At 58.1% G+C, this 23,415-nt stretch carries 39 protein-coding genes and 1 pseudogene; 1 reads left to right on the top strand and 39 read right to left on the bottom strand.

Annotated features, from left to right (window positions below; translation table 11 throughout):
* Positions 1-26: 26 nt before the first annotated feature.
* The 15 genes from Q7V03_RS23320 to Q7V03_RS23250 all read right to left on the bottom strand — a co-directional run bounded on the left by Q7V03_RS23320 (position 27) and on the right by Q7V03_RS23250 (position 12,164).
* Positions 27-1,043, bottom strand: a complete 1,017-nt coding sequence (locus tag Q7V03_RS23320) for an amino acid ABC transporter substrate-binding protein (protein WP_304927960.1) — start codon at positions 1,041-1,043, stop codon at positions 27-29.
* Positions 1,044-1,274: 231 nt separating this feature from the next.
* A complete protein-coding gene (locus tag Q7V03_RS23315) occupies positions 1,275-1,982 on the bottom strand; it encodes an ATP12 family chaperone protein (protein WP_304927959.1) in 708 nt (235 codons plus the stop codon).
* 13 nt (positions 1,983-1,995) lie between these two features.
* A complete protein-coding gene (locus Q7V03_RS23310) occupies positions 1,996-3,036 on the bottom strand; it encodes an RluA family pseudouridine synthase (protein WP_304927958.1) in 1,041 nt (346 codons plus the stop codon).
* Complete coding sequence (locus tag Q7V03_RS23305; RefSeq protein WP_304927957.1) at positions 3,033-3,383, bottom strand: CrcB family protein; 351 nt, start codon at positions 3,381-3,383, stop codon at positions 3,033-3,035. The genes Q7V03_RS23310 and Q7V03_RS23305 overlap by 4 nt, the downstream gene beginning before the upstream one ends.
* A 124-nt stretch (positions 3,384-3,507) precedes the next feature.
* The gene (locus Q7V03_RS23300) at positions 3,508-4,818 is read right to left on the bottom strand and encodes a replication-associated recombination protein A (RefSeq protein ID WP_304927956.1); all 1,311 of its coding nucleotides are present in this window, start codon (positions 4,816-4,818) and stop codon (positions 3,508-3,510) included.
* Between the two features lie 130 nt (positions 4,819-4,948).
* On the bottom strand, positions 4,949-5,539 hold the full coding sequence (locus Q7V03_RS23295; RefSeq protein ID WP_304927955.1) for an acyl-homoserine-lactone synthase: 591 nt from the start codon (positions 5,537-5,539) through the stop codon (positions 4,949-4,951).
* A gap of 51 nt (positions 5,540-5,590) precedes the next feature.
* Complete coding sequence (locus Q7V03_RS23290) at positions 5,591-6,202, bottom strand: autoinducer binding domain-containing protein (protein WP_304927954.1); 612 nt, start codon at positions 6,200-6,202, stop codon at positions 5,591-5,593.
* A gap of 248 nt (positions 6,203-6,450) precedes the next feature.
* Complete coding sequence (gene rplQ / locus Q7V03_RS23285; RefSeq protein WP_054006343.1) at positions 6,451-6,870, bottom strand: 50S ribosomal protein L17; 420 nt, start codon at positions 6,868-6,870, stop codon at positions 6,451-6,453.
* A gap of 137 nt (positions 6,871-7,007) precedes the next feature.
* The gene (locus tag Q7V03_RS23280; protein ID WP_054006342.1) at positions 7,008-8,024 is read right to left on the bottom strand and encodes a DNA-directed RNA polymerase subunit alpha; all 1,017 of its coding nucleotides are present in this window, start codon (positions 8,022-8,024) and stop codon (positions 7,008-7,010) included.
* Between the two features lie 114 nt (positions 8,025-8,138).
* Positions 8,139-8,534, bottom strand: coding sequence for a 30S ribosomal protein S11 (gene rpsK, locus Q7V03_RS23275; protein WP_054006341.1), 396 nt, complete (start codon positions 8,532-8,534; stop codon positions 8,139-8,141).
* A 15-nt stretch (positions 8,535-8,549) separates the two neighbouring features.
* On the bottom strand, positions 8,550-8,918 hold the full coding sequence (rpsM, locus tag Q7V03_RS23270; protein ID WP_299480831.1) for a 30S ribosomal protein S13: 369 nt from the start codon (positions 8,916-8,918) through the stop codon (positions 8,550-8,552).
* Positions 8,919-9,103: 185 nt separating this feature from the next.
* On the bottom strand, positions 9,104-9,688 hold the full coding sequence (locus Q7V03_RS23265; RefSeq protein ID WP_304927953.1) for an adenylate kinase: 585 nt from the start codon (positions 9,686-9,688) through the stop codon (positions 9,104-9,106).
* 63 nt (positions 9,689-9,751) lie between these two features.
* On the bottom strand, positions 9,752-11,113 hold the full coding sequence (gene secY, locus Q7V03_RS23260) for a preprotein translocase subunit SecY (protein WP_304927952.1): 1,362 nt from the start codon (positions 11,111-11,113) through the stop codon (positions 9,752-9,754).
* 116 nt (positions 11,114-11,229) lie between these two features.
* Positions 11,230-11,724 carry a 50S ribosomal protein L15 gene (gene rplO, locus Q7V03_RS23255; RefSeq protein WP_304927951.1) on the bottom strand — a complete coding sequence of 165 codons (495 nt, stop codon included), beginning with the start codon at positions 11,722-11,724 and terminating at the stop codon, positions 11,230-11,232.
* A 119-nt stretch (positions 11,725-11,843) separates the two neighbouring features.
* Positions 11,844-12,164, bottom strand: a complete 321-nt coding sequence (locus Q7V03_RS23250) for a hypothetical protein (protein ID WP_304927950.1) — start codon at positions 12,162-12,164, stop codon at positions 11,844-11,846.
* 134 nt (positions 12,165-12,298) lie between these two features.
* Between Q7V03_RS23250 and Q7V03_RS23245 the strand changes: the two genes are divergently transcribed.
* Entirely contained in the window at positions 12,299-12,802 is a 504-nt protein-coding gene (locus tag Q7V03_RS23245; RefSeq protein ID WP_304927949.1) for a hypothetical protein, read from the top strand.
* 143 nt (positions 12,803-12,945) lie between these two features.
* Here Q7V03_RS23245 and rpmD read toward each other — a convergent pair whose 3' ends face one another.
* The 24 genes and pseudogenes from rpmD to tuf all read right to left on the bottom strand — a co-directional run.
* Positions 12,946-13,134, bottom strand: a complete 189-nt coding sequence (gene rpmD, locus Q7V03_RS23240) for a 50S ribosomal protein L30 (protein ID WP_299480910.1) — start codon at positions 13,132-13,134, stop codon at positions 12,946-12,948.
* Positions 13,135-13,148: 14 nt separating this feature from the next.
* Positions 13,149-13,727 carry a 30S ribosomal protein S5 gene (gene rpsE / locus Q7V03_RS23235; protein WP_054006334.1) on the bottom strand — a complete coding sequence of 193 codons (579 nt, stop codon included), beginning with the start codon at positions 13,725-13,727 and terminating at the stop codon, positions 13,149-13,151.
* An 11-nt stretch (positions 13,728-13,738) separates the two neighbouring features.
* Positions 13,739-14,098: a 50S ribosomal protein L18 gene (gene rplR, locus Q7V03_RS23230; RefSeq protein ID WP_304927948.1), complete on the bottom strand. Its 360-nt coding sequence runs from the start codon at positions 14,096-14,098 to the stop codon at positions 13,739-13,741.
* A gap of 11 nt (positions 14,099-14,109) precedes the next feature.
* Entirely contained in the window at positions 14,110-14,643 is a 534-nt protein-coding gene (gene rplF / locus Q7V03_RS23225; protein ID WP_304927947.1) for a 50S ribosomal protein L6, read from the bottom strand.
* A 10-nt stretch (positions 14,644-14,653) separates the two neighbouring features.
* Complete coding sequence (gene rpsH / locus Q7V03_RS23220) at positions 14,654-15,052, bottom strand: 30S ribosomal protein S8 (RefSeq protein ID WP_304927946.1); 399 nt, start codon at positions 15,050-15,052, stop codon at positions 14,654-14,656.
* Positions 15,053-15,064: 12 nt separating this feature from the next.
* Entirely contained in the window at positions 15,065-15,370 is a 306-nt protein-coding gene (gene rpsN / locus Q7V03_RS23215) for a 30S ribosomal protein S14 (protein ID WP_284326654.1), read from the bottom strand.
* Positions 15,371-15,389: 19 nt separating this feature from the next.
* Positions 15,390-15,950, bottom strand: coding sequence for a 50S ribosomal protein L5 (gene rplE / locus Q7V03_RS23210; RefSeq protein ID WP_304927945.1), 561 nt, complete (start codon positions 15,948-15,950; stop codon positions 15,390-15,392).
* Positions 15,950-16,255 (bottom strand): 50S ribosomal protein L24, encoded by a 306-nt coding sequence (gene rplX / locus Q7V03_RS23205; RefSeq protein ID WP_054006327.1) that lies wholly within the window; start codon positions 16,253-16,255, stop codon positions 15,950-15,952. Before rplX ends, rplE begins: the two co-directional genes overlap by 1 nt.
* On the bottom strand, positions 16,255-16,623 hold the full coding sequence (gene rplN / locus Q7V03_RS23200) for a 50S ribosomal protein L14 (protein WP_013066055.1): 369 nt from the start codon (positions 16,621-16,623) through the stop codon (positions 16,255-16,257). The genes rplX and rplN overlap by 1 nt, the downstream gene beginning before the upstream one ends.
* A gap of 69 nt (positions 16,624-16,692) precedes the next feature.
* Positions 16,693-16,926: a 30S ribosomal protein S17 gene (gene rpsQ, locus Q7V03_RS23195; RefSeq protein WP_054006326.1), complete on the bottom strand. Its 234-nt coding sequence runs from the start codon at positions 16,924-16,926 to the stop codon at positions 16,693-16,695.
* A gap of 12 nt (positions 16,927-16,938) precedes the next feature.
* Positions 16,939-17,142: a 50S ribosomal protein L29 gene (gene rpmC / locus Q7V03_RS23190; protein ID WP_299480763.1), complete on the bottom strand. Its 204-nt coding sequence runs from the start codon at positions 17,140-17,142 to the stop codon at positions 16,939-16,941.
* Positions 17,143-17,316: 174 nt separating this feature from the next.
* The gene (locus tag Q7V03_RS23185; RefSeq protein ID WP_304927944.1) at positions 17,317-17,649 is read right to left on the bottom strand and encodes a hypothetical protein; all 333 of its coding nucleotides are present in this window, start codon (positions 17,647-17,649) and stop codon (positions 17,317-17,319) included.
* A 25-nt stretch (positions 17,650-17,674) separates the two neighbouring features.
* On the bottom strand, positions 17,675-17,890 hold the full coding sequence (gene brnA, locus Q7V03_RS23180) for a type II toxin-antitoxin system BrnA family antitoxin (protein ID WP_304927943.1): 216 nt from the start codon (positions 17,888-17,890) through the stop codon (positions 17,675-17,677).
* Entirely contained in the window at positions 17,877-18,140 is a 264-nt protein-coding gene (locus Q7V03_RS23175; protein WP_304927942.1) for a BrnT family toxin, read from the bottom strand. Before Q7V03_RS23175 ends, brnA begins: the two co-directional genes overlap by 14 nt.
* Positions 18,141-18,313: 173 nt before the next feature.
* Positions 18,314-18,727, bottom strand: a complete 414-nt coding sequence (gene rplP / locus Q7V03_RS23170) for a 50S ribosomal protein L16 (protein ID WP_054006322.1) — start codon at positions 18,725-18,727, stop codon at positions 18,314-18,316.
* A 12-nt stretch (positions 18,728-18,739) separates the two neighbouring features.
* Positions 18,740-19,456 (bottom strand): 30S ribosomal protein S3, encoded by a 717-nt coding sequence (gene rpsC, locus Q7V03_RS23165; protein WP_054006321.1) that lies wholly within the window; start codon positions 19,454-19,456, stop codon positions 18,740-18,742.
* On the bottom strand, positions 19,456-19,836 hold the full coding sequence (rplV, locus tag Q7V03_RS23160) for a 50S ribosomal protein L22 (protein WP_054006320.1): 381 nt from the start codon (positions 19,834-19,836) through the stop codon (positions 19,456-19,458). Before rplV ends, rpsC begins: the two co-directional genes overlap by 1 nt.
* Positions 19,837-19,839: 3 nt before the next feature.
* Positions 19,840-20,118, bottom strand: a complete 279-nt coding sequence (gene rpsS, locus Q7V03_RS23155) for a 30S ribosomal protein S19 (protein WP_054006319.1) — start codon at positions 20,116-20,118, stop codon at positions 19,840-19,842.
* Between the two features lie 3 nt (positions 20,119-20,121).
* A complete protein-coding gene (rplB, locus tag Q7V03_RS23150) occupies positions 20,122-20,958 on the bottom strand; it encodes a 50S ribosomal protein L2 (RefSeq protein WP_054006318.1) in 837 nt (278 codons plus the stop codon).
* A 163-nt stretch (positions 20,959-21,121) separates the two neighbouring features.
* On the bottom strand, positions 21,122-21,418 hold the full coding sequence (locus Q7V03_RS23145; protein ID WP_054006317.1) for a 50S ribosomal protein L23: 297 nt from the start codon (positions 21,416-21,418) through the stop codon (positions 21,122-21,124).
* Complete coding sequence (gene rplD, locus Q7V03_RS23140) at positions 21,415-22,035, bottom strand: 50S ribosomal protein L4 (protein WP_299509890.1); 621 nt, start codon at positions 22,033-22,035, stop codon at positions 21,415-21,417. The genes Q7V03_RS23145 and rplD overlap by 4 nt, the downstream gene beginning before the upstream one ends.
* Positions 22,032-22,760 (bottom strand): 50S ribosomal protein L3, encoded by a 729-nt coding sequence (gene rplC / locus Q7V03_RS23135; RefSeq protein WP_304927941.1) that lies wholly within the window; start codon positions 22,758-22,760, stop codon positions 22,032-22,034. The genes rplD and rplC overlap by 4 nt, the downstream gene beginning before the upstream one ends.
* 14 nt (positions 22,761-22,774) lie before the next feature.
* Positions 22,775-23,083, bottom strand: coding sequence for a 30S ribosomal protein S10 (rpsJ, locus tag Q7V03_RS23130; protein ID WP_054006329.1), 309 nt, complete (start codon positions 23,081-23,083; stop codon positions 22,775-22,777).
* A gap of 163 nt (positions 23,084-23,246) precedes the next feature.
* Positions 23,247-23,415: pseudogene (gene tuf, locus Q7V03_RS23125) on the bottom strand (elongation factor Tu); the annotation flags it as partial.

Raw genomic sequence — 23,415 nt, 5'->3', positions numbered from 1 at the left:
TTCACCCGCGCCCTGATGGTCAGATACTACCGGAACGGCGGCGCGTATTGCAGCCCACCTTGGGTCCACAATGCGTTCAGGCCGCGTGCCAGACCGATTGGGGTCGAGGTGCCGATGTTGGTTTCAAAGATCTCGCCATAGTTGCCGGATGCAGCGATGGCGCGCTTGGCCCATTCTTTATCAAGCCCCATCATAGCACCCATGTCGCCTTCAAGGCCAAGCAGACGCTTGACTTCTGGGTCGGTGGTCGAGGTGCCAACGGTGTCGATATTGGCTTTGGTGATGCCTTTTTCTTCAGCTTCGAGCAAAGCGTAATAGGTCCAACGGACGATATCGCCCCAGTTGTTGTCGCCGTGACGCACGACCGGGCCGAGCGGCTCTTTCGAGATGATTTCCGGCAGGATGATGTGATCAGCCGGGTTTGCGAGCGAAGCGCGCGATGCAGCCAGACCAGATGCGTCGGTGGTGTAGGCGTCGCAAGCACCGGCATCGTACTGACGCAAAGCTTCCGAGTCGTCGCCGACGGTGACCGGGGTGTAGCTGATGTTGTTCGACTTGAAGAAGTCGGCCAAGTTCAGTTCGGTGGTCGTGCCAGTCTGGATACAGACAGTCGCGCCGTCGAGTTCTTTGGCCGAGGACACGCCCAGCTCTTTTTTCACCATGAAGCCTTGGCCGTCATAGTAGTTCACCGCGACAAAATCGAACTTGAGGTCGGTATCGCGCGAGAAGGTCCAGGTCGAGTTGCGGATCAGCACGTCAACTTCGCCAGAAGCCAGTGCGGTGAAGCGAGTCTCGCCGGTGGTGGGGACGTATTTGACTTTCGACGCGTCGCCGAGAACGGCGGCAGCGATGGCTTTGCACAGATCAACGTCGAAGCCGACGTAAGCGCCGGTTGCATCCGGTGCGCCAAAGCCGGTCAGACCGACGTTTGCGCCGCAGATCAGCTCGCCACGGGCTTTCACGTCATCCAGTGTGCCGGCAAATGCCGACCCTGCCAAGACTGTGGTGGCCGCGAGTGCGCCGAAGAATACGGATTTTTTCATTCTTACCTCTTGCTGTTTCCGCCCGTTTTTCGGGCGAAGGTTATATGTCCCGCATGATATGCGGGTACGCTCCCTATGACGAACGGAGCCGCCAGTGTCGTCCATACTTGGCATAGCTGCGCAATCGGTCAAGCAAAACTGCCAATATAACGGATTTTGCCGCGATCATAACGCTTTGGGGCAGTCAGACCGACAGAATGTGCAAAGAAGCGGCAAGATGGGAGAAGATTGTTACCCGCACAAAGCGAAGAATCGTGCCGCCTCGACCAATGCCTGCCGTTTAAGCGATTCTAGCGCGGCTGCGTCTTCATCGACGCCCCAAAGCTCGTTCTGCCAGGTCTCGTCGATTCGGCTTAAACGCCAGGCTTCGTCCAGCGACAAGCGGCCTCGGGTGACAGCAAGGGCGAGGATCAACGAGCCGGAAATCGCGATCAAGTCATGCACGGCAGCAAGTTGGAACGGCGTGAAAGCGTGGACCTGCGCCGTCAGCTTGGCAATGGAGGTTTCCGGCTGTCGGATGTGCATCACGCCTGCGGTGGCGATCAAGGGCGCGCGCAGGGCGGCGGTGGACCAGTCCAACAGCGGATCCCAGGCATCGGCTTGAAGGTCGATCAGTTCTTGCGGGCCGGTGGCGCGGTAGCAAAGCAGATCGGTTTCGCCGTAGCGGGCGAGGTCCTGCGCCACGGCGGCGAATTGGATGGCCACATTGTCGATGGCGGAATTGGCGGCGCGGGTGGCGGGCATGGTTTCAGGCTTCACCCGGCCTTGTTGGGCATCCCACTCGGTGGCGATGACTTCGGCCATCGCCATGGTCGGCAAAACCAGCAGGCGCTTGGCCGGCGTTTTCACCGCGCGCCCGTCAAGGGTTACGGTGAAACCGCCGTCGCAAGGGCTAGCCACGGCTTGTTTCCAAAAGCGTTTCGCGGTCCACGCGCTCACCTGCCCGCTCCGCTTATTCAAAGCCCGAGAACGGATCGGCGGGTACTTGATTTTCGCCCCAGTCGAGCGTCTTCCACGTGCGGGCCATATGTTCGGGCAGAGGCGCGGTGAAGGTCATCATTTTCTTCAGGATCGGGTGTTCGATGGTCAGCATGCGAGCGTGCAGGTGCAGCTTGCGGCTGATGTCGCCGCCAATGCTGGCGCCCCAGCCGTCGCCCATGTTCTCGGTGCCAGAGACGCCGTATTTGCTGTCGCCCAAAATTGGATGCCCCATCTCGGCCATATGGGCGCGAAGTTGGTGGGTACGACCAGTCACCGGTTCCAACGCCATCCACGACAGGCGGGAACCGAGGAACCACAGCGTGAAATAATCGGTCTGGGCGCGCTTGGCGTCGGGGTGTTCGGCCATTTTGGCGGGATGGATACAGATCATCTTTTCGTCGCCGTGACGACCGCCGCCGGATTTTTGCAAGCCGTATTTGATCGAGCCCTGACGGGGGTGCGGCACACCTGCGACGGCGGCCCAGTAGATTTTTCGGGTCAGGCGGTGGCGCAGGGCTTCTGACAGCGCGCGCGCCACGCGGTCGGTGCGGGCGAGCATCAACAAGCCCGAAGTGTCTTTATCCAAGCGGTGTACCAACTTGGGGCGCTCTTTATAGCCGAATTTCAAAGCTTCAGTCAGGCCATCGACATGGCGATCGCCTTGGCCGGAACCGCCTTGGCTGGGCAGGCCGGGGGGCTTGTTGAGGATGATGATATGCTCATCCTTCCACAGCACGGCGTTCTGGATCATCTTTTCATCGGCCGCCGAATAGCTGCCAGCGCGGCGTTGGACCGGGGCTGCGGCATCGGGCAGCGGCGGAATGCGGACAGTTTGGCCGGGGGATATGTGATCGGATGCCTTGGCCCGCGCAGAATCGACGCGGACTTGGCCCGTGCGGCACATCTTTTCGACATGGCCTTGGGTGACTTGCGGAAAGCGCTTTTTGAACCAGCGGTCAAGGCGCTGTTCGCCTTCATTTTCGGTGACAGTGATCAGTTGAACGTCGCTCATACGAGGGCTCCACGGGCTAGGGCTGCGCCAAGGGCGACGGCTATGAGAGAGAGGGTGACGGAGGCCAGCGTGTAGACTGCGGCCTGCGGGATTTGGCCGGATTGCCAGAGTTTGAGGCTGTCGAGGCTGAAGGCGGAGAAGGTGGTGAAGCCGCCTAGAACGCCAGCCATCAGAAGGGGGGACAGGTTGGTGCGCGCCAAGGTAACAAAGCAGATGCCCATGACAAAGCTGCCCGCGATATTGACGAGGGCGGTGGCCCAGGGTGCGCCGAGGCTGGAGATGCACAGGTGGCGCAAAACCGAGCCAATGGCGCCGCCGAGGGCGACTTGGGAAAGTGTGTAGAACATCAGGTTTCATTGGGCGCAGGCGGGGGATTTGTCAACTGCCGCTCATCGCTTGCTTACGCGCGCTGTTCGCTGACGTCGCGCAGGTGACAAGCGTGGAAGCCTGAGAGGGCTGAGGAGCGGCGGGCTAGTCGGTGTTTCGCTTGGCGCGAAGTTTGACGAAATAGTCGATGCGTTTTTTGAGTTCACGCTCGAAGCCGCGTTCGGGCGGGGTGTAGTAGATTGGGCGCTTCATATCGTCAGGGAAGTAGTTTTGACCCGAGAAGCTGTCTTCGGCGTCGTGGTCATAGGCATAGCCCGCACCGTAGCCGATGTCTTTCATCAGTTTGGTGGGTGCGTTGCGGATGTGCAGCGGCGGCGGTTGGCTGCCGGTTTCACGGGCGCTCGCGCGGGCGGCTTTGTAAGCTAGGTAAACCGCATTGGATTTGGGCGCGAGAGCGAGGTAGACAAGGGCTTGCGCAAGGGCCAGTTCGCCTTCGGGCGACCCGAGGCGCTCAAAAGTGTTCCACGATTCGAGGCAGATTTGCTGGGCTTGCGGGTCGGCGAGGCCGATGTCCTCAACAGCCATGCGGGTGATGCGGCGGGCGAGGAACCGCGGGTCTTCGCCGCCTTCCAGCATCCTTGCGAACCAATAAAGCGCAGCGTCGGGATCAGAGCCGCGCACCGATTTGTGCAAGGCCGAGATCAGGTTATAATGCTCTTCGCCGGATTTGTCGTATTTCGACGCACGCCGCATCAGGCGGGTGGCGAGGGTGTCGCGGGTCAGCGGTTTGTCAAGTTTCCACGCGGTGACCTGTTCGATCAGGTTCAGAAGCGCGCGGCCATCGCCGTCGGCCATCTCGATCAGCGCCTCACGCGCATCGCCGTTCAGGGGGAGGGCGCGGTTCAGGTCTTTCTCGGCGCGTTGGGCGAGCAGTTCCAGATCAATCAGATTGAGGCGTTCAAGGATGATCACTTGGGCGCGGGACAACAGAGCGGCGTTGAGCTCGAAGCTGGGGTTTTCGGTGGTGGCCCCGACCAGAAGGATGGTGCCGTCTTCCATATAGGGCAGGAAGCCGTCTTGCTGGGCTTTGTTAAAGCGATGGATTTCATCAACAAACAGCAGTGTTCCTTGGCCGTTTTGGCGGCGAATTTTGGCGGATTCGAACATTTTGCGCAGATCGGGCACACCGGTGAAGATCGCTGAGATTTGCACGAAGGCGAGGTCGGATTGGTGTGCGAGAAGCCGAGCGATGGTGGTCTTTCCCACACCGGGCGGGCCCCAGAGGATCAATGAGGACAGGCTGTGCGCGTTCAACATAGCACCAAGCGGTCCATCGGGGCCGAGGACATGGCCTTGACCAATCACCTCGGACAGGGTGCGCGGACGCAGCCGATCCGCCAAAGGGCGCGGGGCCGCGGGCTGTGGTTTTCCGGGGGTGTCGAAAAGGTCTGACATCGTCTTAGTTTACGCGGCAAAGCAGGGCGGGGGAAGGCGAATTGCGCCCTGCCCTGCTGCCAGACTGCGATGGCAGGTCTGTGGGCGGCCCTGCTCCCCACAGGCCGCCGCAGGTTGGCTTGGTGTTTGGTCAGTGTTTGGTCAGGCTGAAATCCATCTCGACCACTTGGTTGTCGATGGCGTCGATCTCCATCACCGGGCCCATCGCTTTCATCTTCACGCCCACTCGGTCGGCCCAACGCGGCCAAGTTGCGGCAAGCAGAGTCAGGCAATGCGTCGCCCCCAAGCTGCGCACAGTGTCGCCGAGTTGCGCGATCAGCTGGGCATGCACCCGGCGGCGGATCGAGGATGGCACGTCATGGGCGACGAACAGCCGGCTCGATTCCCAGATGTGATCGGCCACCGGGGCCTGATCGGTCAAAAGACTGGCCGGGATGGTATCCAGCAGACCGCGCTGCGCATCGCGGATCATATAGCTGTAGATGCCACATTTCGCAGTGGTCGGGGTCAGGCGGTTGCCCGCCATAACCCGGCCCTGATCATCATGCACGACAACCCAGCGGCTGGCCGGAGTGTCGTACTGATCGTATTCCATCCCCAAAGCCTCGGGCAGGTCCCATTTGTTATGAACGATGAATAACTCGCGCCGAGCGCGAAGCATGTTCGCGAATAACTCTCCATGGTTGTGGAGGTTGGCAAAGGAAAGTGTGGTGGTGAGCATGGTGGTCTCCGTTATGTTCAGATGGCAGTCAGAACATCGCGGAGGGGGTTGTCAGATCAGCCGATAATCCTTTGCACGCTGAATGGCTTCGGCTGTGGTGCGCGCCATCAGGCGCACGCGCGCCGATGTGATACGCGCCTTGAGCGCACTTTCTGAAATACCCAGTTTCGCCGCAGCGGCAGTAAACCGGTCCCCCCCAGCGATACAGCGCAGAGCCTCGATCTGAGCCTTGGTCAGCTCTTCAGGCGGCTCTGTCACGTCGTGCAGCCGATGCACAATGGTGGCAATGGCTGCAATTTCGTGATCCTCGAATTCGCGGTCAGCCCGCGCAAACGAGGCGATGGTTCGTGATTTGACCGGGCCACAGGCAATTGTGGCGCCATAGTTCAGACCGTATCTTGCGGCCTCGGTGAACAGGCCAAACGGGTCAGGCAGGGCACTATCGCTCCAACGGATGGTGCCTGTGGCACTGAAGCCCCAGGCTACCATTGGATCGCGCAGGACGTAGCCTTTTTCGGTGTAGTAGTCGAGCCAGCGCTGGTCATAGGTCTGGAACGTGAACAAGGGCGCTGTGAAACGGATATGCAACCCGACAAAGTAGCCCGCCGGGGCCATAAGCGAAAGTTGGTGCAACTCGACATCTATACCTAGCTTTACTGACATATTTCTTCGATCTCTCGATTCATTTACAACTGTAGGCAGTTCGGCGGGTGGCGACTATAAGCGGATCAGCAACAAGCTGTTTCCAATTTACCATCAATCCGCAGATTGATTGCGAAGGGAAGCGGCGTTTGAGATTTAGTCTACACTGCCGTGGTTAACGCAACGGCAACGCAGCCCACGCAATCTTTCGATAACAAAAAAAACCCGCCAGAGAAGGCGGGTTTCTTCACACATTCTATGGGTTCAGCTTACGCTTCAAACGCATCCTCGGCAGCGGTGCGGGCGTGGTCTGCGGCACCTTTGGCGTTCGGATCACGATCCACGAATTCGATGATTGCCATAGGAGCCATGTCGCCATATCGGAAACCGGCCTTCAGCACGCGGACGTAACCGCCCTGACGATCCTGGTAGCGCGGGCCAAGGATTTCGAACAGGCGCGCGGTGTGGATGTCTTGCTTCAGCTGCGAGTGCGCCTGACGACGGGCGTGCAGATCGCCGCGCTTGGCCAAGGTGATCAGCTTTTCGATGATCGGGCGCAGTTCTTTGGCTTTCGGCAGAGTGGTTTTGATCTGCTCGTGCTCGATCAACGAACCTGCCATGTTGGCGAACATCGCTTTGCGGTGTTCGTGGGTGCGGTTTAGCTTGCGGTAACCATTGGCGTGACGCATTGGAATCTCCTATTCGCTATGTTTTACTTTGTCCGGCAGGGCCTACGATTGGTCCCGCTCACCTTGGGGCTTGCGCCCTGTTATTCCCCGGCAGTCCGGGCATTTGTGGTTGGGCGGTGTTACCACCGCCCCTATTCTTAAAACTGGTCTTCGAAACGCTTGGCCAGATCTTCGATGTTTTCCGGCGGCCAGTCTTCGACCTCCATGCCCAGATGCAGACCCATGCCCGACAGCACTTCCTTGATTTCGTTCAAGGATTTGCGGCCAAAGTTCGGGGTGCGCAGCATCTCGGCTTCGGTTTTCTGGATCAGATCGCCGATGTAGACGATGTTGTCATTCTTCAGGCAGTTTGCCGAACGCACCGACAATTCCAACTCGTCCACTTTCTTCAAAAGCAGCGGGTTGAATTCAAGACCAGCATCTTCGACGCCTTTGCCCGCAGCTTCCGGCTCGTCGAAGTTGACGAACACGGCCAGCTGGTCTTGCAGAATCCGCGCGGCATAAGCCACAGCGTCTTCCGGGGTCAGCGAGCCATCGGTTTCTATTTTCATCGTCAGCTTGTCATAGTCCAGCACCTGACCTTCGCGGGTCGGGGTTACTTCGTAGGACACTTTTTTCACCGGCGAATAGATCGCGTCGATCGGGATCAGGCCGATGGGCGCATCTTCCGGGCGGTTTTTGTCAGCGGCGACATAGCCTTTGCCGGTGTTCACGGTCAGTTCCATGAACACATCAGCGCCGTCGTCGAGGTGGCAGATGACGTGGTCTTTGTTCAGGATTTCGATGCCATTGGTTTCCGAGATGTCGCCAGCGGTGACAACGCCCGGACCTTTGGCGGAAATCGAAAGGCGTTTTGGCCCATCCACATCCATCTTAATCGAAACGCCCTTCAGGTTCAGCACGATGTCGGTGACATCTTCGCGCACGCCTGCGACCGAGGAGAACTCGTGCAGAACGTTGTCGATTTGCACGCTGGTGATAGCGCCGCCTTGCAGCGACGACATCAGCACGCGGCGCAGCGCGTTGCCCAAGGTCAGGCCAAAGCCGCGCTCTAGCGGTTCGGCGAACACGGTGGCGGTGCGTTGTGCATCGGCCCCCGGCTTCACGACCAGTTGCGTCGGTTTAATCAGTTCTAGCCAATTTTTGTGGATCATGTGACCGCCTCCATACTTGTCTTCTGCTCATGTCCTAAGCAGAGGACGCCCGAGGTTCAGAAATGCAGAAATCGGGCCGTGCAGACATCGCACGACCCGACCTGTAGTGATACTTTAGACGCGACGGCGCTTCGGCGGACGGCAGCCGTTGTGTGCCAGCGGAGTCACGTCACGGATCGAGGTGACGTTCAGGCCCACTGCGGCCAGAGCGCGCAGTGCGGACTCACGGCCCGAACCCGGACCTTGCACTTCGACTTCGACGGTCTTCATGCCATGCTCTTGCGCTTTGCGGCCAGCATCTTCTGCTGCCATTTGCGCCGCGTAAGGCGTGGATTTACGCGAGCCTTTGAAGCCCATGGTGCCCGAGGACGACCAGGAAATCGCGTTGCCCTGAACGTCGGAGATCAGGATTTTGGTGTTGTTAAACGAAGAGTTCACGTGAACCACGCCAGCGGCGATGTTCTTGCGTTCTTTTTTCTTCGTGCGGGATGCTTTGGTATCGCGTGCCATATCTAAACGCCCCTCTTATTTCTTCTTGCCAGCAATGGCCTTAGCGGGGCCTTTGCGGGTGCGAGCGTTGGTGTGGGTGCGCTGACCGCGGACCGGAAGGCCCTTACGATGACGCAGGCCACGATAGCAGCCGAGGTCCATCAGACGCTTGATGTTCATCGAGGTTTCGCGGCGCAGATCGCCTTCAACCGTGACGTTTGCGTCGATGAATTCGCGAATCTGCAGCACTTCGGCATCCGAAAGCTGGTTTACGCGACGCGCACGGTCGATGCCGACAGATGCGCAGATTTGCTCTGCGATATGCGGGCCAACGCCGGTGATATAGGTGAGCGCGATCGGAACCCGTTTCGCGGTAGGGATGTTAACGCCAGCAATACGTGCCAAACGTGTATTCCTTCATGGTTGCGGTTCCGTAGTGCCAGAACCTTTTTTCACAACACCGCCTTTTGGTCGAAACCGGAGGGCGATTCGAATCCTTAACGAATAAGGAATCCCGCAAGCGATTCCGCTGCGGGACGCCGTGCTTTATGGGCTTTTGATCATAGCGTCAAGGGTAGCGGGTGGCTAAATTACGCTTTGTCAAGAACTTTGGCAATCGCAGCCGCAACCACGTCCATTTCCGCCATGCCGTCGACTTGGCGCAGGTCTTTTTTCGCCCAGTAGTAGCCGATCAGGGGTGCTGTGTTCTTGTAAAACTCGCGCAGGCGCAACTCGAACACCTCTGGCGTGTCATCACGACGGACAGGCTGCCCCTTGGCCTGCATCTCCTCGGCGCGGCGGACAATGCGGCCCATCAGTGCTGCATCATCAACCACCAGCTCGATCACCGCATCAAGGCTTTGGCCGTGACTGGCCAGCAGATCAGCCAAGGCGTCGGCCTGCGGCAGGGTGCGGGGGAAGCCGTCAAAGATGAAGCCCCCTGCAGAAGGCTGAGACAGTTTCTCGGCGATCAAACCGATCACGATGTCATCGGTGACAAGTTGCCCCTTATCCATCACCTCGGCGACGCGCTTGCCCATTTCGGTGCCGCTGGTCTTGGCCTCGCGCAGCATGTCACCGGTGGACAACTGCACCATGGCGCGCTCTTCCACCAAGCGCTTGGCTTGCGTGCCCTTGCCAGCACCGGGTGGCCCGAGGAGGATGATATTTGCCATGGGTCGCCTTTCTATCAAAGAAAAGGCCCGGCGGGTTGCGCCGGGCCTAAAGTCATAGCCCGTTCAACGCCGCGCGGGCGGACGGTTGGCCGTGCTGCGCTTTTTGCCGCGCAGCTGAGATTTCTCAATCAGGCCTTCGTATTGATGCGCCAGCAGATGCGACTGGATCTGGTTGATGGTGTCCATCGTCACCGACACCACGATCAGCACCGAGGTGCCACCGAAGTAGAACGGAATCGAGAACTGGCTGATCAGGATCTCGGGCAGCAAGCAGACGAGGGCCAGATAGGCCGCCCCCAGCACCAAGATGCGGTTGACGACATAATCGAGATATTCCTCGGTTTTTTTGCCCGGACGAATACCCGGGATGAAGCCATTCTGGTTCTTCAGGTTATCGGCCACTTCGTCGGTCTTGAATGAGACGTTTGCGGTGTAGAAATACGCGAAGAATACGATCATCGACACAAAGAACAACAGATAGAGCGGCTGACCATGCCCGAAATACGCGAGGATCGTCGACATGATCGGCCCAGTATTCTCACCCGAGAAGGTCGCAATCGTGGTTGGCAGCAGCAAAAGCGACGAGGCGAAAATAGCCGGAATCACGCCTGCCGGGTTGACCTTGATCGGCAAATGGCTTGACCCACCATCATAGACCTTCATACCGACTTGGCGGCGGGGGTATTGGATGTGGATCTTGCGCAGGGCGCGTTCCATGAACACCACAAAGGCGATAACGGCGACGACCATCACCAAAACCCCAAGGATCACCGGGGTTGAGATCACGCCTGCGCGGCCCTGGCTGAAGAACTGCGCCAAAGCATGCGGGATTTCCGCGACGATACCTGTAAAGATGATCAGCGAGGTGCCGTTGCCGATGCCGCGCGCGGTGATCTGCTCACCCAGCCACATCAGAAACATCGTGCCCGCGACCAGGGTGATCACGCAAGAGACGACGAAATACATGCCGGGGGTATGGGCAAGGCCACCCGCTTCGATGGATTTGGCGATGCCGAAACCTTGCAGGATCGCCAGACAGACGGTGCCGTAGCGCGTCCACTGGTTCATCTTCTTGCGGCCCGCGTCGCCTTCTTTCTTCATCTGCTCCAGCGCCGGGATCATCGACGCCAACAGCTGAATGATGATCGAGGCGGAAATATAGGGCATAATCCCCAAGGCAAAGATGCCCATGCGCTTGATGGCGCCGCCGGTGAACATTGACAGCATACCGCCAATGCCCTGCCCCGCGTCATCCATGAAGTTGCGCAACGCCGTGCCGTCAATGCCCGGAACCGGCACATAAGTGCCAAGACGGTAGACCATGAGCAGGCCAATGGTGAAGAAAATCCGGCTACGGAGATCCGTCGCCTTGCCTAGCGTACCCCAGCTGAGGTTCGCGGCCATCTGTTCGGCAGCTGAAGCCATGCCCAGTTCTTTCTGCGTAAGCCCGATATGGGAAGCGCCGCCAAACCGTTTCGGGTCGGCGGCGCGGGAAACATAAGCCGATGTAAGCGGTCTAGCAACCGCTCACAAGGCGTTAGTTATGCTTTACGGACCGCTTTGGTGAAAGCTGGCAAGGTCGGCGCCACGGTCAGGGTGCCGCCAGCGGCTACAACAGCTTCAACAGCGGCTGCGGAGGCCCCGGTGACGTTCAGTTTGACCGCCGAAGTGATCGAACCTTTGTTCAGGATGCGGATGCCGTCGCGCTTGTGGCCGGTGAGGCCCGCGTCAACCAGCATATCCTCGGTGATCTCAACTTTCGCGTCGAGTTTGCCCAGACCGATGAATTTCTCGATCAGGCCGAGGTTGATCACCGCAAAGCGATCTTGGTTCGGCTTGTTGAAGCCGCGCTTCGGCAGACGGCGATACAAAGGCATCTGGCCGCCTTCGTAGCCGCCAATAGCGACGCCCGAACGCGATTTCTGACCCTTGATACCACGACCAGCGGTCTTGCCCGAGCCCGAACCCGGACCACGCGCCACGCGCTTTTGCTTTTTGGTTGCACCCGGATTGTCGTGCAGTTCATTCAACTTCATGTCGCATACTCCTATGCCGGAAAGCTTCTCCCTGCGACGGGGAGGGCAACGCGGCTGTTGTTGATTCTTATGCCGATAGGTGGGGCATTGCGGGCGTATAGAGGGGAGGCGACCCGCGATCAAGCCTTATTGCTGTATCTGTTACGGATGCTATCCGCGGGGACACCGAGAACTCGGTATAGGCTGGTCATCATCCAAAGTTTCTCCGCCAAGAGCATGATCGCCAGCCAATAGGCTGGCAGCGTGTGCAGCCAAAATACAGAAAATGGTATGATGATGAGCATTTCGTTGGCAGAGAGTAGCTTAGCAATTCCCATACTCAAAAGGACGGCGATGCATACTGCGAACATTTGCAAAACGATGAAAATCGGCAGTGCCATAGCAGGGAGGCGCAGCACATATTCAAACTGCCTCTTTGCCAAATTCAGATACCAATGCATTTCAGCTTCCAATGTTTGCGACCTACCCGTGTGCTGGGTTTCTACGAGGAGTCGCTGAACGGCAAACATTGTCAATATAGACTCCCCCCGCAAATCCTGCGTATCTGCGGGCTGTTTTGCACGGGGGCTATCACATGGCGGTGGATACCAATTATCGGGCGGGGATTAAGCTGCTGTTCAAGAATGAATGGGGCAGCTTGGTCGCGACCTTTGCGCGGTTTGAATATGCGCTGAAGCTGGCGGGGTATTTGAAATATGAAAAACCCGGCACTTCGGCCGAGGCGGGCTGGGCCGGGTTTGCCGGCGATCTCGGCGATGGGTTTCTGGCGCATTGCCGGGCGTTGCCAGAGGTTCAGGTGCTGTTCAACGCGCCGCCTCGGCTGTTGAAGGTGGACCGGGATCAAGCGGTGTCTTGGAAAAAGGCGCGGGCGGTGAATTCGGTTTCGGATTTCTTTTTGGTAGTTCAGGACGTGCGGGGCAGTCTGTTCCACGGCGATGCCAAGGTGCATGGCGAGCGCGACGGCGAGCGGATCGAGGCGGCTCAGGTGGTGTTGGATGAGGCTTGGGGTTGGGCTTTGCAGGATAAGGGTAATGCGCGGCTGGTGCGGTTTTGTGAGGCTTTTCGGTTTACGCAGTAGGGTTTGGGGGTGGTGCGTTGGTGAGCGGTGCGTGCGAGCACGCACCCTACAATGATCCCCGGCGTTGCAAATGCAAAACGCCCCGACCTTGCGGCGGGGCGTTTTTTGGTAGGGTGCGTGATGTCACGCACCGTTTCCTTGGCTTAACCGCGCTCTTCGATGATCGTCACAAGATGCGAGATCTTGTTGACCATGCCACGGATGGAAGGCGTGTCTTCCAGTTCGCGGGTGCGGTTCATTTTGTTCAGTCCAAGACCTTTCAGGGTCGCGGTCTGTTTGGCCGGGCGGCGGGCAGCCGAAGCCACCTGCTTGACCACGATGGTCTTTTTCACAGCGTCGGTCATGTTCAAGCCTCCACAACTTCAGCGGCGGGCTTGTTCAGGATCTCTGCCACTTTCTTGCCACGGCGTGCCGCGACTTGACGAGGAGAGGTTTCCGACTTCAGCCCGTCGATGGTGGCGCGGATCATGTTGTAGGGGTTCTGCGAGCCGATGGACTTTGCCACCACGTCTTGCAGGCCCAACATCTCAAACACAGCGCGCATCGGACCACCGGCGATGATGCCAGTACCGGCAACAGCCGTCCGCATCACCACTTTACCGGCGCCATGACGGCCTTCCATGTCGTGGTGCAGGGTGCGGGCGTCTTTCAGCGGCACGCGAATAAGCTGGCGCTTGGCCTGCTCGGTCGCCTTGCGGATCGCTTCCGGAACTTCCTTAGCCTTGCCCTTGCCGAAACCGACACGGCCTTTTTGATCGCCGACGACCACAAGTGCTGCAAAGCCAAAGCGTTTGCCGCCCTTCACGGTTTTCGACACCCGGTTGATCGCGACCAAGCGGTCAGCGAATTCCGGGGTTTCTTCCGGCCGGTTATCGCGGCGATCATTGCCACCACGATTGTCCCGACGGTTATCACGTTCTGCCATTTTTCAACTCCTCAGAACTGCAATCCACCTTCACGGGCAGCCTCGGCCAAAGCCTTGATCTTACCGTGAAAGAGGAAACCGCCGCGGTCGAAGTAGCACACTTCAACACCGGCCTTTTTGGCCCGCTCGGCGATTGCCGAACCGATTTTCGTCGCTGCTTGGACGTTGTTCTTGCCGACGACACCGAATTCCTTCTCCAGCGTGGAGGCGGAGGCGATGGTGACGCCCTTCACATCGTCGATCAGCTGCACGCTGATGTTTTTGTTCGAGCGGTGCACCGACAGGCGCAGGCGCCCATGCGATGTCGCTTTGATTTTGTTCCGAACGCGCTGACGGCGCTTGAGGAACAGGTCTCTCTTGGTGTTTGCCATGATTGTGTCCCTTACTTCTTCTTGCCTTCTTTGCGGAACACGAACTCGCCCTTATAGCGGATGCCTTTGCCCTTGTAGGGCTCGGGCTTGCGCCATTCGCGGATGTTCGCAGCGACCTGACCAACGAGTTGTTGGTCAATGCCTTCCACAATGATTTCGGTGTTCTTCGGCGAAGTCACGGTGACCCCGTCTGGAACGGCGAAGTTGACTTCATGGCTGTAGCCAAGCGACAGTTTCAGGATGTTGCCATTCATCGCAGCGCGGTAACCCACGCCTTGAATTTCCAGCTCTTTCTTGAAACCAGCGGTGACGCCAGTGACGAGGTTTTCAACCATCGACCGCGCCATGCCCCACTGCTGACGCGCGCGCTTCGAAGTGCCACGCGGGGTCACTTTGATGCTGCCTTCGTCGATCGTGAGCGTCACGTCGTCGGTTGCGGTGAAGCTGCGGGTGCCTTTCGGACCTTTCACTTCGATGGTTTGACCTGACACGGACGCCGAAACGCCATTGATCAGTTCTACGGGTTTTTTGCCGATACGAGACATGCCACCCTCCTCAGAACACGGTGCAAAGCACTTCGCCGCCAACATTGGCTGCGCGCGCATTTGCATCTGACATCACGCCTTTTGGCGTGGACACGATGGAGATACCGAGACCGTTACGCACGGTCGGAATTTCCTTAACCGACATGTACACACGACGGCCGGGCTTGGACACGCGCTTAACTTCGCGGATCACAGGCACGCCTTCGAAGTACTTCAGGCTGATCACCAGCTCGCCTTGACCGTTATCGGTCTTGGCGCGCTCGAAACCGCGGATGTAGCCTTCGCTTACGAGCACGTCCAGCACCCAGGCGCGCAGTTTCGAGGCAGGGGTCGACACTGTCGATTTGCCACGCATTTGCGCGTTACGGATACGGGTAAGCATGTCGCCGATAGGATCGTTCATCATCATTTGGCGACCTCCTTACCAGCTCGACTTGACCATGCCGGGGATCTGGCCGAACGAGGCGAGATCACGCAGCATGATGCGCGAGAGTTTAAGCTTGCGATAATACGCATGCGGACGGCCGGTCAGTTGGCAACGATTGTGCAAACGGACAGCCGACGAGTTGCGGGGCAGCTCGGCCAGCTTGATGGTCGCTTTGAAGCGCTCATCCACCGGTTTCGCTTGGTCGTTGATCACCGCTTTCAGTGCTGCGCGCTTGGAAGCATGTTGCTTCACCAGCTTCTCGCGCTTCACTTCGCGGTTCACCATGGATTTTTTTGCCATTGTCAGGTTCCTCGCGCGATCAAGAAGTGAAGGGCATGTTGAATTGCTTCAACAGTGCCTTCGCTTCCGCATCGGTCTTAGCGGTGGTGCAGATGATGATGTCCATGCCGAGCACTTCATCGACTTTGTCGAATTCGATTTCGGGGAACACCAGTTGCTCTTTCAGACCCATAGCATAGTTGCCACGGCCATCGAACGATGTCGGCTTCAGCCCGCGGAAGTCGCGAACCCGTGGCAAAGCAATGGTCACCAGACGGTCGAGGAATTCGTACATCCGGTCGCCGCGCAGGGTCACTTTACAGCCAAGCGGCATTTCTTCCCGCACACGGAAACCAGCAATGCTGTTTTTCGCATGAGTGATGACTGCCTTTTGACCGGCGATGAGAGTCATCTCTTCGGCGGCTTTCTTGACCTTTTTGGTGTCCTTGACGGCTTCACCAACGCCCATGTTCAGCACGATTTTGTCGAGCTTGGGCAGTTGCATCGCGTTCTTGTAGCCGAACTCTTCCATAAGGGCTGCGCAGATGCGCGCCTTATAGTCAGCCTTCAGACGCGGCGTGTAGGTGGCTTGGTCGAGCATCAGATCGCCTCCCCAGTGGTCTTGGCGAAGCGCACTTTCTTGTCGCCTTCCATACGGAAGCCAACGCGGGTTGCTTTGCCTTTGCTGTCCAGCAATGCGAGATTCGACAAATCAATCGGCATCGGCTTTGCGATGCGACCGCCTTGCGAGGTCTGGCTTTGCTTGGTGTGACGGATCGCCATATTGGCGCCATCGACGATGGCCTTGTTGGCGGTCGGGTTCACAGACGAAATCTCGCCCTTTGCGCCCTTGTCCTTGCCGGTCAAGATGACGACGGTGTCGCCCTTTTTAAGCTTCGCAGCCATCAGAGCACCTCCGGAGCCAGCGAGATGATTTTCATGAAGTTCTTCGCGCGGAGTTCACGCACCACTGGCCCGAAGATACGCGTGCCGACTGGTTCACCCTGATTGTTCAGGATGACAGCAGCGTTGCGGTCAAAACGAATAGCGGTGCCGTCTTCACGGCGAACTTCTTTGGCGGTGCGAACAACAACGGCTTTACGCACGTCGCCTTTTTTCACACGGCCTTTCGGAATGGCTTCCTTGACCGACACCACGATGATGTCGCCCACGGATGCATAGCGGCGGTGTGAGCCGCCCAGAACCTTGATGCACTGAACCCGGCGAGCGCCGGAGTTATCAGCAACATCCAGATTGGTCTGCATCTGGATCATTTGGTTTCTCCCGACCTTTGGGCATCATTGCCCAGGGTTTCGTATTCAGAAAAAGACGAAAGTCGTTGCTTATGCAGCAACGACCACCGTCCAGCGTTTGGTCTTCGAGATCGGTGCACATTCTTCAATGCGGACAGAATCCCCGGTCTTGTAGGTGTTGTTCTCGTCGTGCGCGCGATATTTCTTAGACTTACGAATGGTCTTGTGAAACAGCGGGTGCTTGAAGCGGCGCTCCACCAGAACGGTGATGGTTTGCTCGTTCTTGTCCGAGGTTACGACGCCTTGCAGGATACGTTTCGGCATGGTGTCTACTCCTCAGTTCGCAGCCGCGGTTGCGGCTTTCTGGTTCAGCACGGTCATGATGCGTGCCACTTCGCGGCGAACAGCGCGCATACGCGAGGTGTTTTCCAGCTGGTTGGTTGCTGCCTGGAAGCGCAGGTTGAACGCTTCTTTCTTGAGGGCCACAAGGCTCTCACGCAGCTGCTCGGGCGATTTGCCCAATAGTTCCTTGGCGGTCATGCGCCTGTTCCTTTTTCAATCACCAGAGCGCCCCTACCTTGCGGCAAGGTCACGCTGAACCCGGTGGATCAATGTAAAACCACCGATTCCGAGTCGCCTCGGAGCCGTGGATGGCTGCGTATAGGGGATGGGGGGGGATAGGGCAAGCGGTTTGTGGAGGAAAAGGCGCGCAGGCTATTGCCGCACCAGTCTTGAACGGAACTCAATGAAAACAGCCAAAATGCCAAGCGGGATACCGATCACAACAGCCTTCATCATACCATTGACCCACACCCACGCCGCGAACTGTGCGATGCGGTATGAGCGTGACGCTTGAACTGTAGGGGGGCAGTAAATTCCATTGAGGACGTTCCCGCTGCAACCAGGAAGCTGAATCAACATCCAACAGGCACCAGCAACTTCAACCGCTAGCAACATCAGGGCCAAGCCGAGAAACATCCATTTCGACAGCCTGCTATGGCATTGAAAGGCAAAGATTGCGGCCACCAAGACGAAGGGAACTAGCATGCTGATCCCATTTGCGCGCCACGGCTCACCGCAACTTCTCAGCAATCCACATCTTGATCACCGATTGCCGGGTAACACCCAGATGGCGGGCCTCGCGGTCAAGGCCATCAACCACCCAAGCCGGGAAGTCCACGTTTACGCGGCGCGGCTCTTGATTGGGGCGGCGGGCTTTGGACCAGTCGATATGGGCGCTGATGTCTTCGCCCGCGTCGAATTTCTCGTCCAACTCATGTGCTTTCATAGTAACCAATCTCCTCTTTCCGCGCCCTTCGAACCGAGATGATCCGCACCGCTTCACCCCGGTGCGTGCAGATCGCGGTCCAGTGCTTTTCGCCAATTCGACCAATCGCAAAGAAGCGCGCTTCATCTTTCGTCGTGGCCGCTGCTTGCAGCAAACGTTCGTCCTGCCACAAGGACTGCGCTGCAACGAAGTCTATTCCGTGTTTGGCCAGATTGGAGGCGCTTTTGGCGCGGTCATATTCAAACTCCATGAGGCAATATGGTATAGAAATTATCCTTTTTCAAGGCTGGAGAAGTCCCCTGCCCCAAAAGCAAAACCCCCGCTGTTTCCAGCGGGGGTTTTATTCTGAACCGGGTGACGGCCCGCGCGTTTCCGAGGAAACCCGCTACACCGCACTGGTTTTTGCGCCTTAGCGCAAAAACCTTACCAGTCTTCGCGTGCCACGACGCGGGTGGTGACCGGAAGTTTCATCGCACCCAGACGCAGGGCTTCACGGGCGATGATCTCGGACACGCCGTCGATCTCGAACATGATGCGGCCCGGTTTGACCTTGGCTGCCCAATAGTCGGTCGAGCCTTTACCTTTACCCATCCGCACTTCGGTAGGCTTGGACGAGACCGGAACATCCGGGAAAATCCGGATCCAGACGCGGCCTTGGCGTTTCATGTGGCGGGTGATCGCGCGGCGGGCCGCTTCGATCTGGCGGGCCGTCACACGCTCTGGCTCGGTGGCTTTCAGCGCAAAGGAGCCGAAGTTCAGCAAAAAGCCGCCCTTCGCTTCGCCGTGGATACGGCCTTTGTGCTGCTTGCGGAACTTAGTCCGTTTTGGTTGCAACATCTGTGTTCTCCCTTACGCGCGTTCGCGGTCGCGGCGAGGCGAACGCGGTGCTGCACCTTCTTGCGCTTCGGCAAGACGGCGATCATGGGCTTGCGGATCATGCTCAAGGATTTCGCCTTTGAAGATCCAGACCTTCACCCCGATGATGCCATAGGCAGTCGTGGCTTCGGACAGAGCATAGTCGATGTCAGCGCGCAGGGTGTGCAACGGCACACGGCCTTCACGATACCATTCGGTCCGCGCGATCTCGGCGCCGCCAAGACGGCCACCAACGTTCACACGGATGCCGAGGGCACCCATCCGCATCGCGTTCTGCACGCCACGCTTCATGGCGCGACGGAAGGACACCCGGCGCTCCATTTGCTGTGCGATCGATTCCGCGACGAGTTGCGCGTCGACTTCCGGCTTGCGCACTTCGACGATGTTCAGGTGAACATCCGACTTGGTGAATGCCGCCAGTTTCTTGCGCAGGGTTTCGATATCGGCGCCTTTTTTGCCGATGATCACGCCCGGACGTGCGGTGTGAATGGTCACACGGCACTTTTTGTGCGGACGCTCGATGATCACGCGGCTGATGCCAGCTTGCTTACACTCTTCATGCACAAACGCGCGCATTTTGAGGTCTTCAAGCAGCAGGTTGCCGTAGTCTTTCGATTCAGCGAACCAGCGGCTATCCCAGGTGCGGTTGACCTGAAGACGCATGCCGATCGGATTGACCTTCTGACCCATTATGCAGACTCCCCGACTTGACGCACAATGATCGTCAGCTCGCTGAACGGTTTCATGATTTTGCCGAAACGGCCACGCGCACGCGGGCGGCCACGTTTCATCACCAGGTTTTTGCCAACCCAGGATTCAGCCACGATCAGGCTGTCCACGTCGAGGTTGTGGTTGTTTTCCGCGTTGGCAATCGCCGACTGCAGGCACTTCTTCACGTCACCAGCGATGCGGCGCTTCGAGAAAGTCAAATCAGCCAGAGCCTTTTCAACTTTCTTGCCGCGGATCAGACCGGCGACGAGATTCAGTTTTTGCGGCGAGGTACGCAGCATCCGGCTGATCGCCATCGCTTCGTTTTCCGCCACGCGACGGGGGTTCTTTTCCGTGCTCATGGCTTATTTCCTCTTGGCTTTTTTGTCGGCCGAGTGGCCATAATAGGTCCGGGTCGGCGAATATTCACCAAACTTTTGACCAATCATCTCTTCGGTCACATTCACCGGGATGTGCTTTTTGCCGTTATACACAGCAAAAGTCAGCCCAACGAATTGCGGCAGAATAGTCGAGCGACGCGACCAGATCTTGATCACTTCGTTCTTGCCCGAGGCTTTCGCAGTTTCTGCCTTTTTCAAGACATAACCGTCGACGAACGGGCCCTTCCAAATAGAACGTGCCATTTATCAGCGCCCTTTCTTCGCGTTACGCGACCGGACGATCAACTTGTCCGAAGCCTTGGCCTTACGGGTCTTGTTACCCTTGGTGCCCTTGCCCCATGGCGTCACCGGATGGCGGCCGCCCGAGGTCCGACCTTCACCACCACCATGCGGGTGGTCGATCGGGTTCATTGCAACACCGCGCACAGTCGGGCGAACGCCCTTGTGACGCATACGGCCTGCTTTACCGAAGTTCTGGTTCGAGTTGTCGGGGTTGGACACAGCACCGATGGTGGCCATGCATTCCTGACGCACCAGACGCAATTCGCCCGAAGACAAACGGATCTGCGCGTAACCACCGTCACGACCCACGAACTGAGCGTAGGTGCCGGCAGCGCGTGCCAACTGGCCGCCCTTGCCTGCCTTAAGCTCGACGTTGTGGATGATCGTACCGATGGGCATGCCCGAGAACGGCATCGCATTGCCCGGCTTCACGTCGGTCTTGGCGCCAGCGATAACAGAATCGCCAATTGCCAAACGCTGCGGCGCCAGAATGTACGAAAGTTCGCCATCCGCGTAACGGATCAGAGCGATAAAGGCGGTACGGTTCGGATCGTATTCAATCCGCTCAACGACCGCTGCAATATCGAATTTTGTGCGCCTGAAATCGACCACGCGGTAGAGACGCTTGGCGCCCCCGCCCTTGTGCCACATCGTGATACGTCCGGTGTTGTTCCGGCCACCTGTCTTGGTCAAACCCTCAGTAAGGGCTTTGACCGGGCGGCCTTTCCACAATTCCGAACGGTCGATCAGAACCAACCCGCGTTGGCCAGGCGTCGTCGGCTTATACGACTTAAGTGCCATGCTTTCTGTCTTCCGTCATTGGATGGGTCTTATAGGTTAGACCCAAGGTTATAGGGCTCCGTAGATCCCCGAGATAAGGTGCTTTCTGGTCGGACCAAATCGCACCGATTCCGTAAAATCCCACGGCCCCGGAGAACCGGGGCCGTGGGATTCGCTGCCAATATCAGAGGCCCGTCGAAACGTCGATAGAGTTTCCGGCTTCCAGCGTGACATAGGCTTTCTTCTTGTCGCTACGCTCACCAGCGCGGCCACGGAACTTCTTGGCCTTGCCTTTGGTGATCGTGGTGTTGACTGCTTTCACCTTCACAGAGAAGATGTTTTCAATCGCTTCTTTGATCTGCGGCTTGGTCGCATCCATCGACACCTGAAAAACAAACGCGTTGTTTTCCTGAGCCATAGTGGCTTTTTCGGTGATCACTGGCTTTTTGATCAGGTCGTAGTGTTGCGGTTTAATGCTCATTTCAGACGAGCCTCCAAAGCTTCGATACCCGCTTTGGTGATCACCAAGGTGTCACGCTTCAGGATATCATAGACGTTTGCGCCCATGGTCGGCAGCACGTCGATACCTTCGATGTTGCGAGCAGCCAGCGCGAAATTCGCGTCAACGCTTGCACCGTCGATGATCAGAACGCGCTTCCAGCCCAATTCCTGGACGTGTTTTGCGAGGATCGAGGTTTTGGCTTCGGCCATAGTCGCCATGTCCAAAATCACCAACTCGCCAGCTTTTGCCTTCGCGGACAAAGCGTGACGCAGACCCAGAGCGCGGAATTTCTTCGGCAGATCATGGGCGTGCGAACGCGGTTGCGGGCCTTTAACAACGCCACCGTGACGGAAGATCGGAGCCTTCTTGGAACCGTGACGTGCGCCGCCGGTGCCTTTTTGCTTGTAGATCTTCTTGGTCGAGTAGGACACTTCGGCGCGGGTCAGCGTCGAGTGGGTGCCTGCTTGCATCCGGGCGCGCTGCCAACGGACGACACGGTGCAGAACGTCTGCGCGCGGGTCGAGGCCGAACAGAGCTTCGTCGAGGTCGATGGTACCAGCTTTGCCGCCATCAAGTGTGATTACGTCAAGTTTCATGCTTCACCCCCTTCAACTGCCATTTCGACAGCCGGAGCAGTGGTTTGTGCCGCCATACGGATCGCCGCAGGCAAAGGCAGACCAGCCGGAGCCGCTTTCTTCACTGCGTCTTTGATCGTGACCCAGCCGCCTTTGGTGCCGGGAACTGCGCCTTTGATCATCAGCAAGCCACGCTCGGCATCCGTGCGGATGACTTGCAGGTTCTGGGTGGTGCAGCGCACAGCGCCCATGTGACCAGCCATTTTCTTGCCTTTGAAGACCTTGCCCGGATCCTGACACTGCCCCGTAGAGCCGTGCGAACGGTGCGAAACCGACACACCGTGGGAAGCCCGAAGACCGCCAAAGTTGTGACGCTTCATGGCACCTTGAAAGCCTTTACCGTTGGTGGTGCCAGCGATGTCAACGAACTGACCTGCAAGGTAGTGGTCAGCGGTGATTTCCGCGCCCACTTCGATCAGGTTGGCAGGCGACACGCGGAACTCGGCGATCTTACGCTTCGGCTCAACCGAGGCCTTGGCGAAGTGGCCGCGCATGGCAGCTGTGGTGCGCTTGGCTTTCGCCGCGCCAGCACCCAGCTGAACAGCGGTGTAGCCGTCGCGGTCAACGGTGCGTTGTGCCACGACTTGCAGGTTTTCAAGTTGCAGAACGGTCACCGGAACTTGGGTGCCGTTCTCAAGGAACAGCCGGGTCATGCCCAGCTTTTTAGCGATAACGCCAGAACGCATGTTATCTATCCCCCTTAAACTTTGATCTCGACGTCCACGCCAGCGGCGAGGTCGAGCTTCATCAGCGCGTCCACGGTCTGGGGGGTCGGATCAACGATGTCGAGAAGACGCTTGTGCGTGCGGATTTCCCACTGGTCGCGCGACTTCTTGTCGATGTGCGGACCACGGAGAACCGTGAATTTCTCAATTTTGTTCGGCAGCGGAATCGGCCCGCGCACAGTGGCGCCGGTGCGTTTCGCGGTGCTTACGATTTCTGCAGTGCTGGCGTCCAGCACGCGGTAATCGAAGGCTTTCAACCGAATACGGATGGTTTGACCTTGCATGTGTTCTTCCTTCTGAACGTAGACGGGGCAACAGGCCCGGCCCATAGGTTCACGTTGTTTTCAGTAGTATGGTCTTGAAAGTCTGCGGCGCACCCCGAAAGATGCGCCGCTGGTGGTCCCTTATAGTGCGCGGTCCCCGTTGAAAAGGGGATTCGCGACCTATTTACTTGATGATTTTCGACACCACGCCGGCGCCGACGGTGCGGCCGCCTTCGCGGATGGCGAAGCGCAGTTTTTCTTCCATGGCGATCGGCGCGATCAAGGTCACGTCGAACTTCAGGTTGTCGCCCGGCATCACCATTTCGGTGCCTTCTGGCAGCTCAACGGTTCCG

The sequence above is a fragment of the Cypionkella sp. genome (assembly GCF_030652235.1).
Taxonomy (GTDB): domain Bacteria; phylum Pseudomonadota; class Alphaproteobacteria; order Rhodobacterales; family Rhodobacteraceae; genus Cypionkella.
The sequence above is the reverse complement of the archived record's forward strand: the minus strand, read 5'-3'. Positions and strand labels throughout refer to the sequence as shown.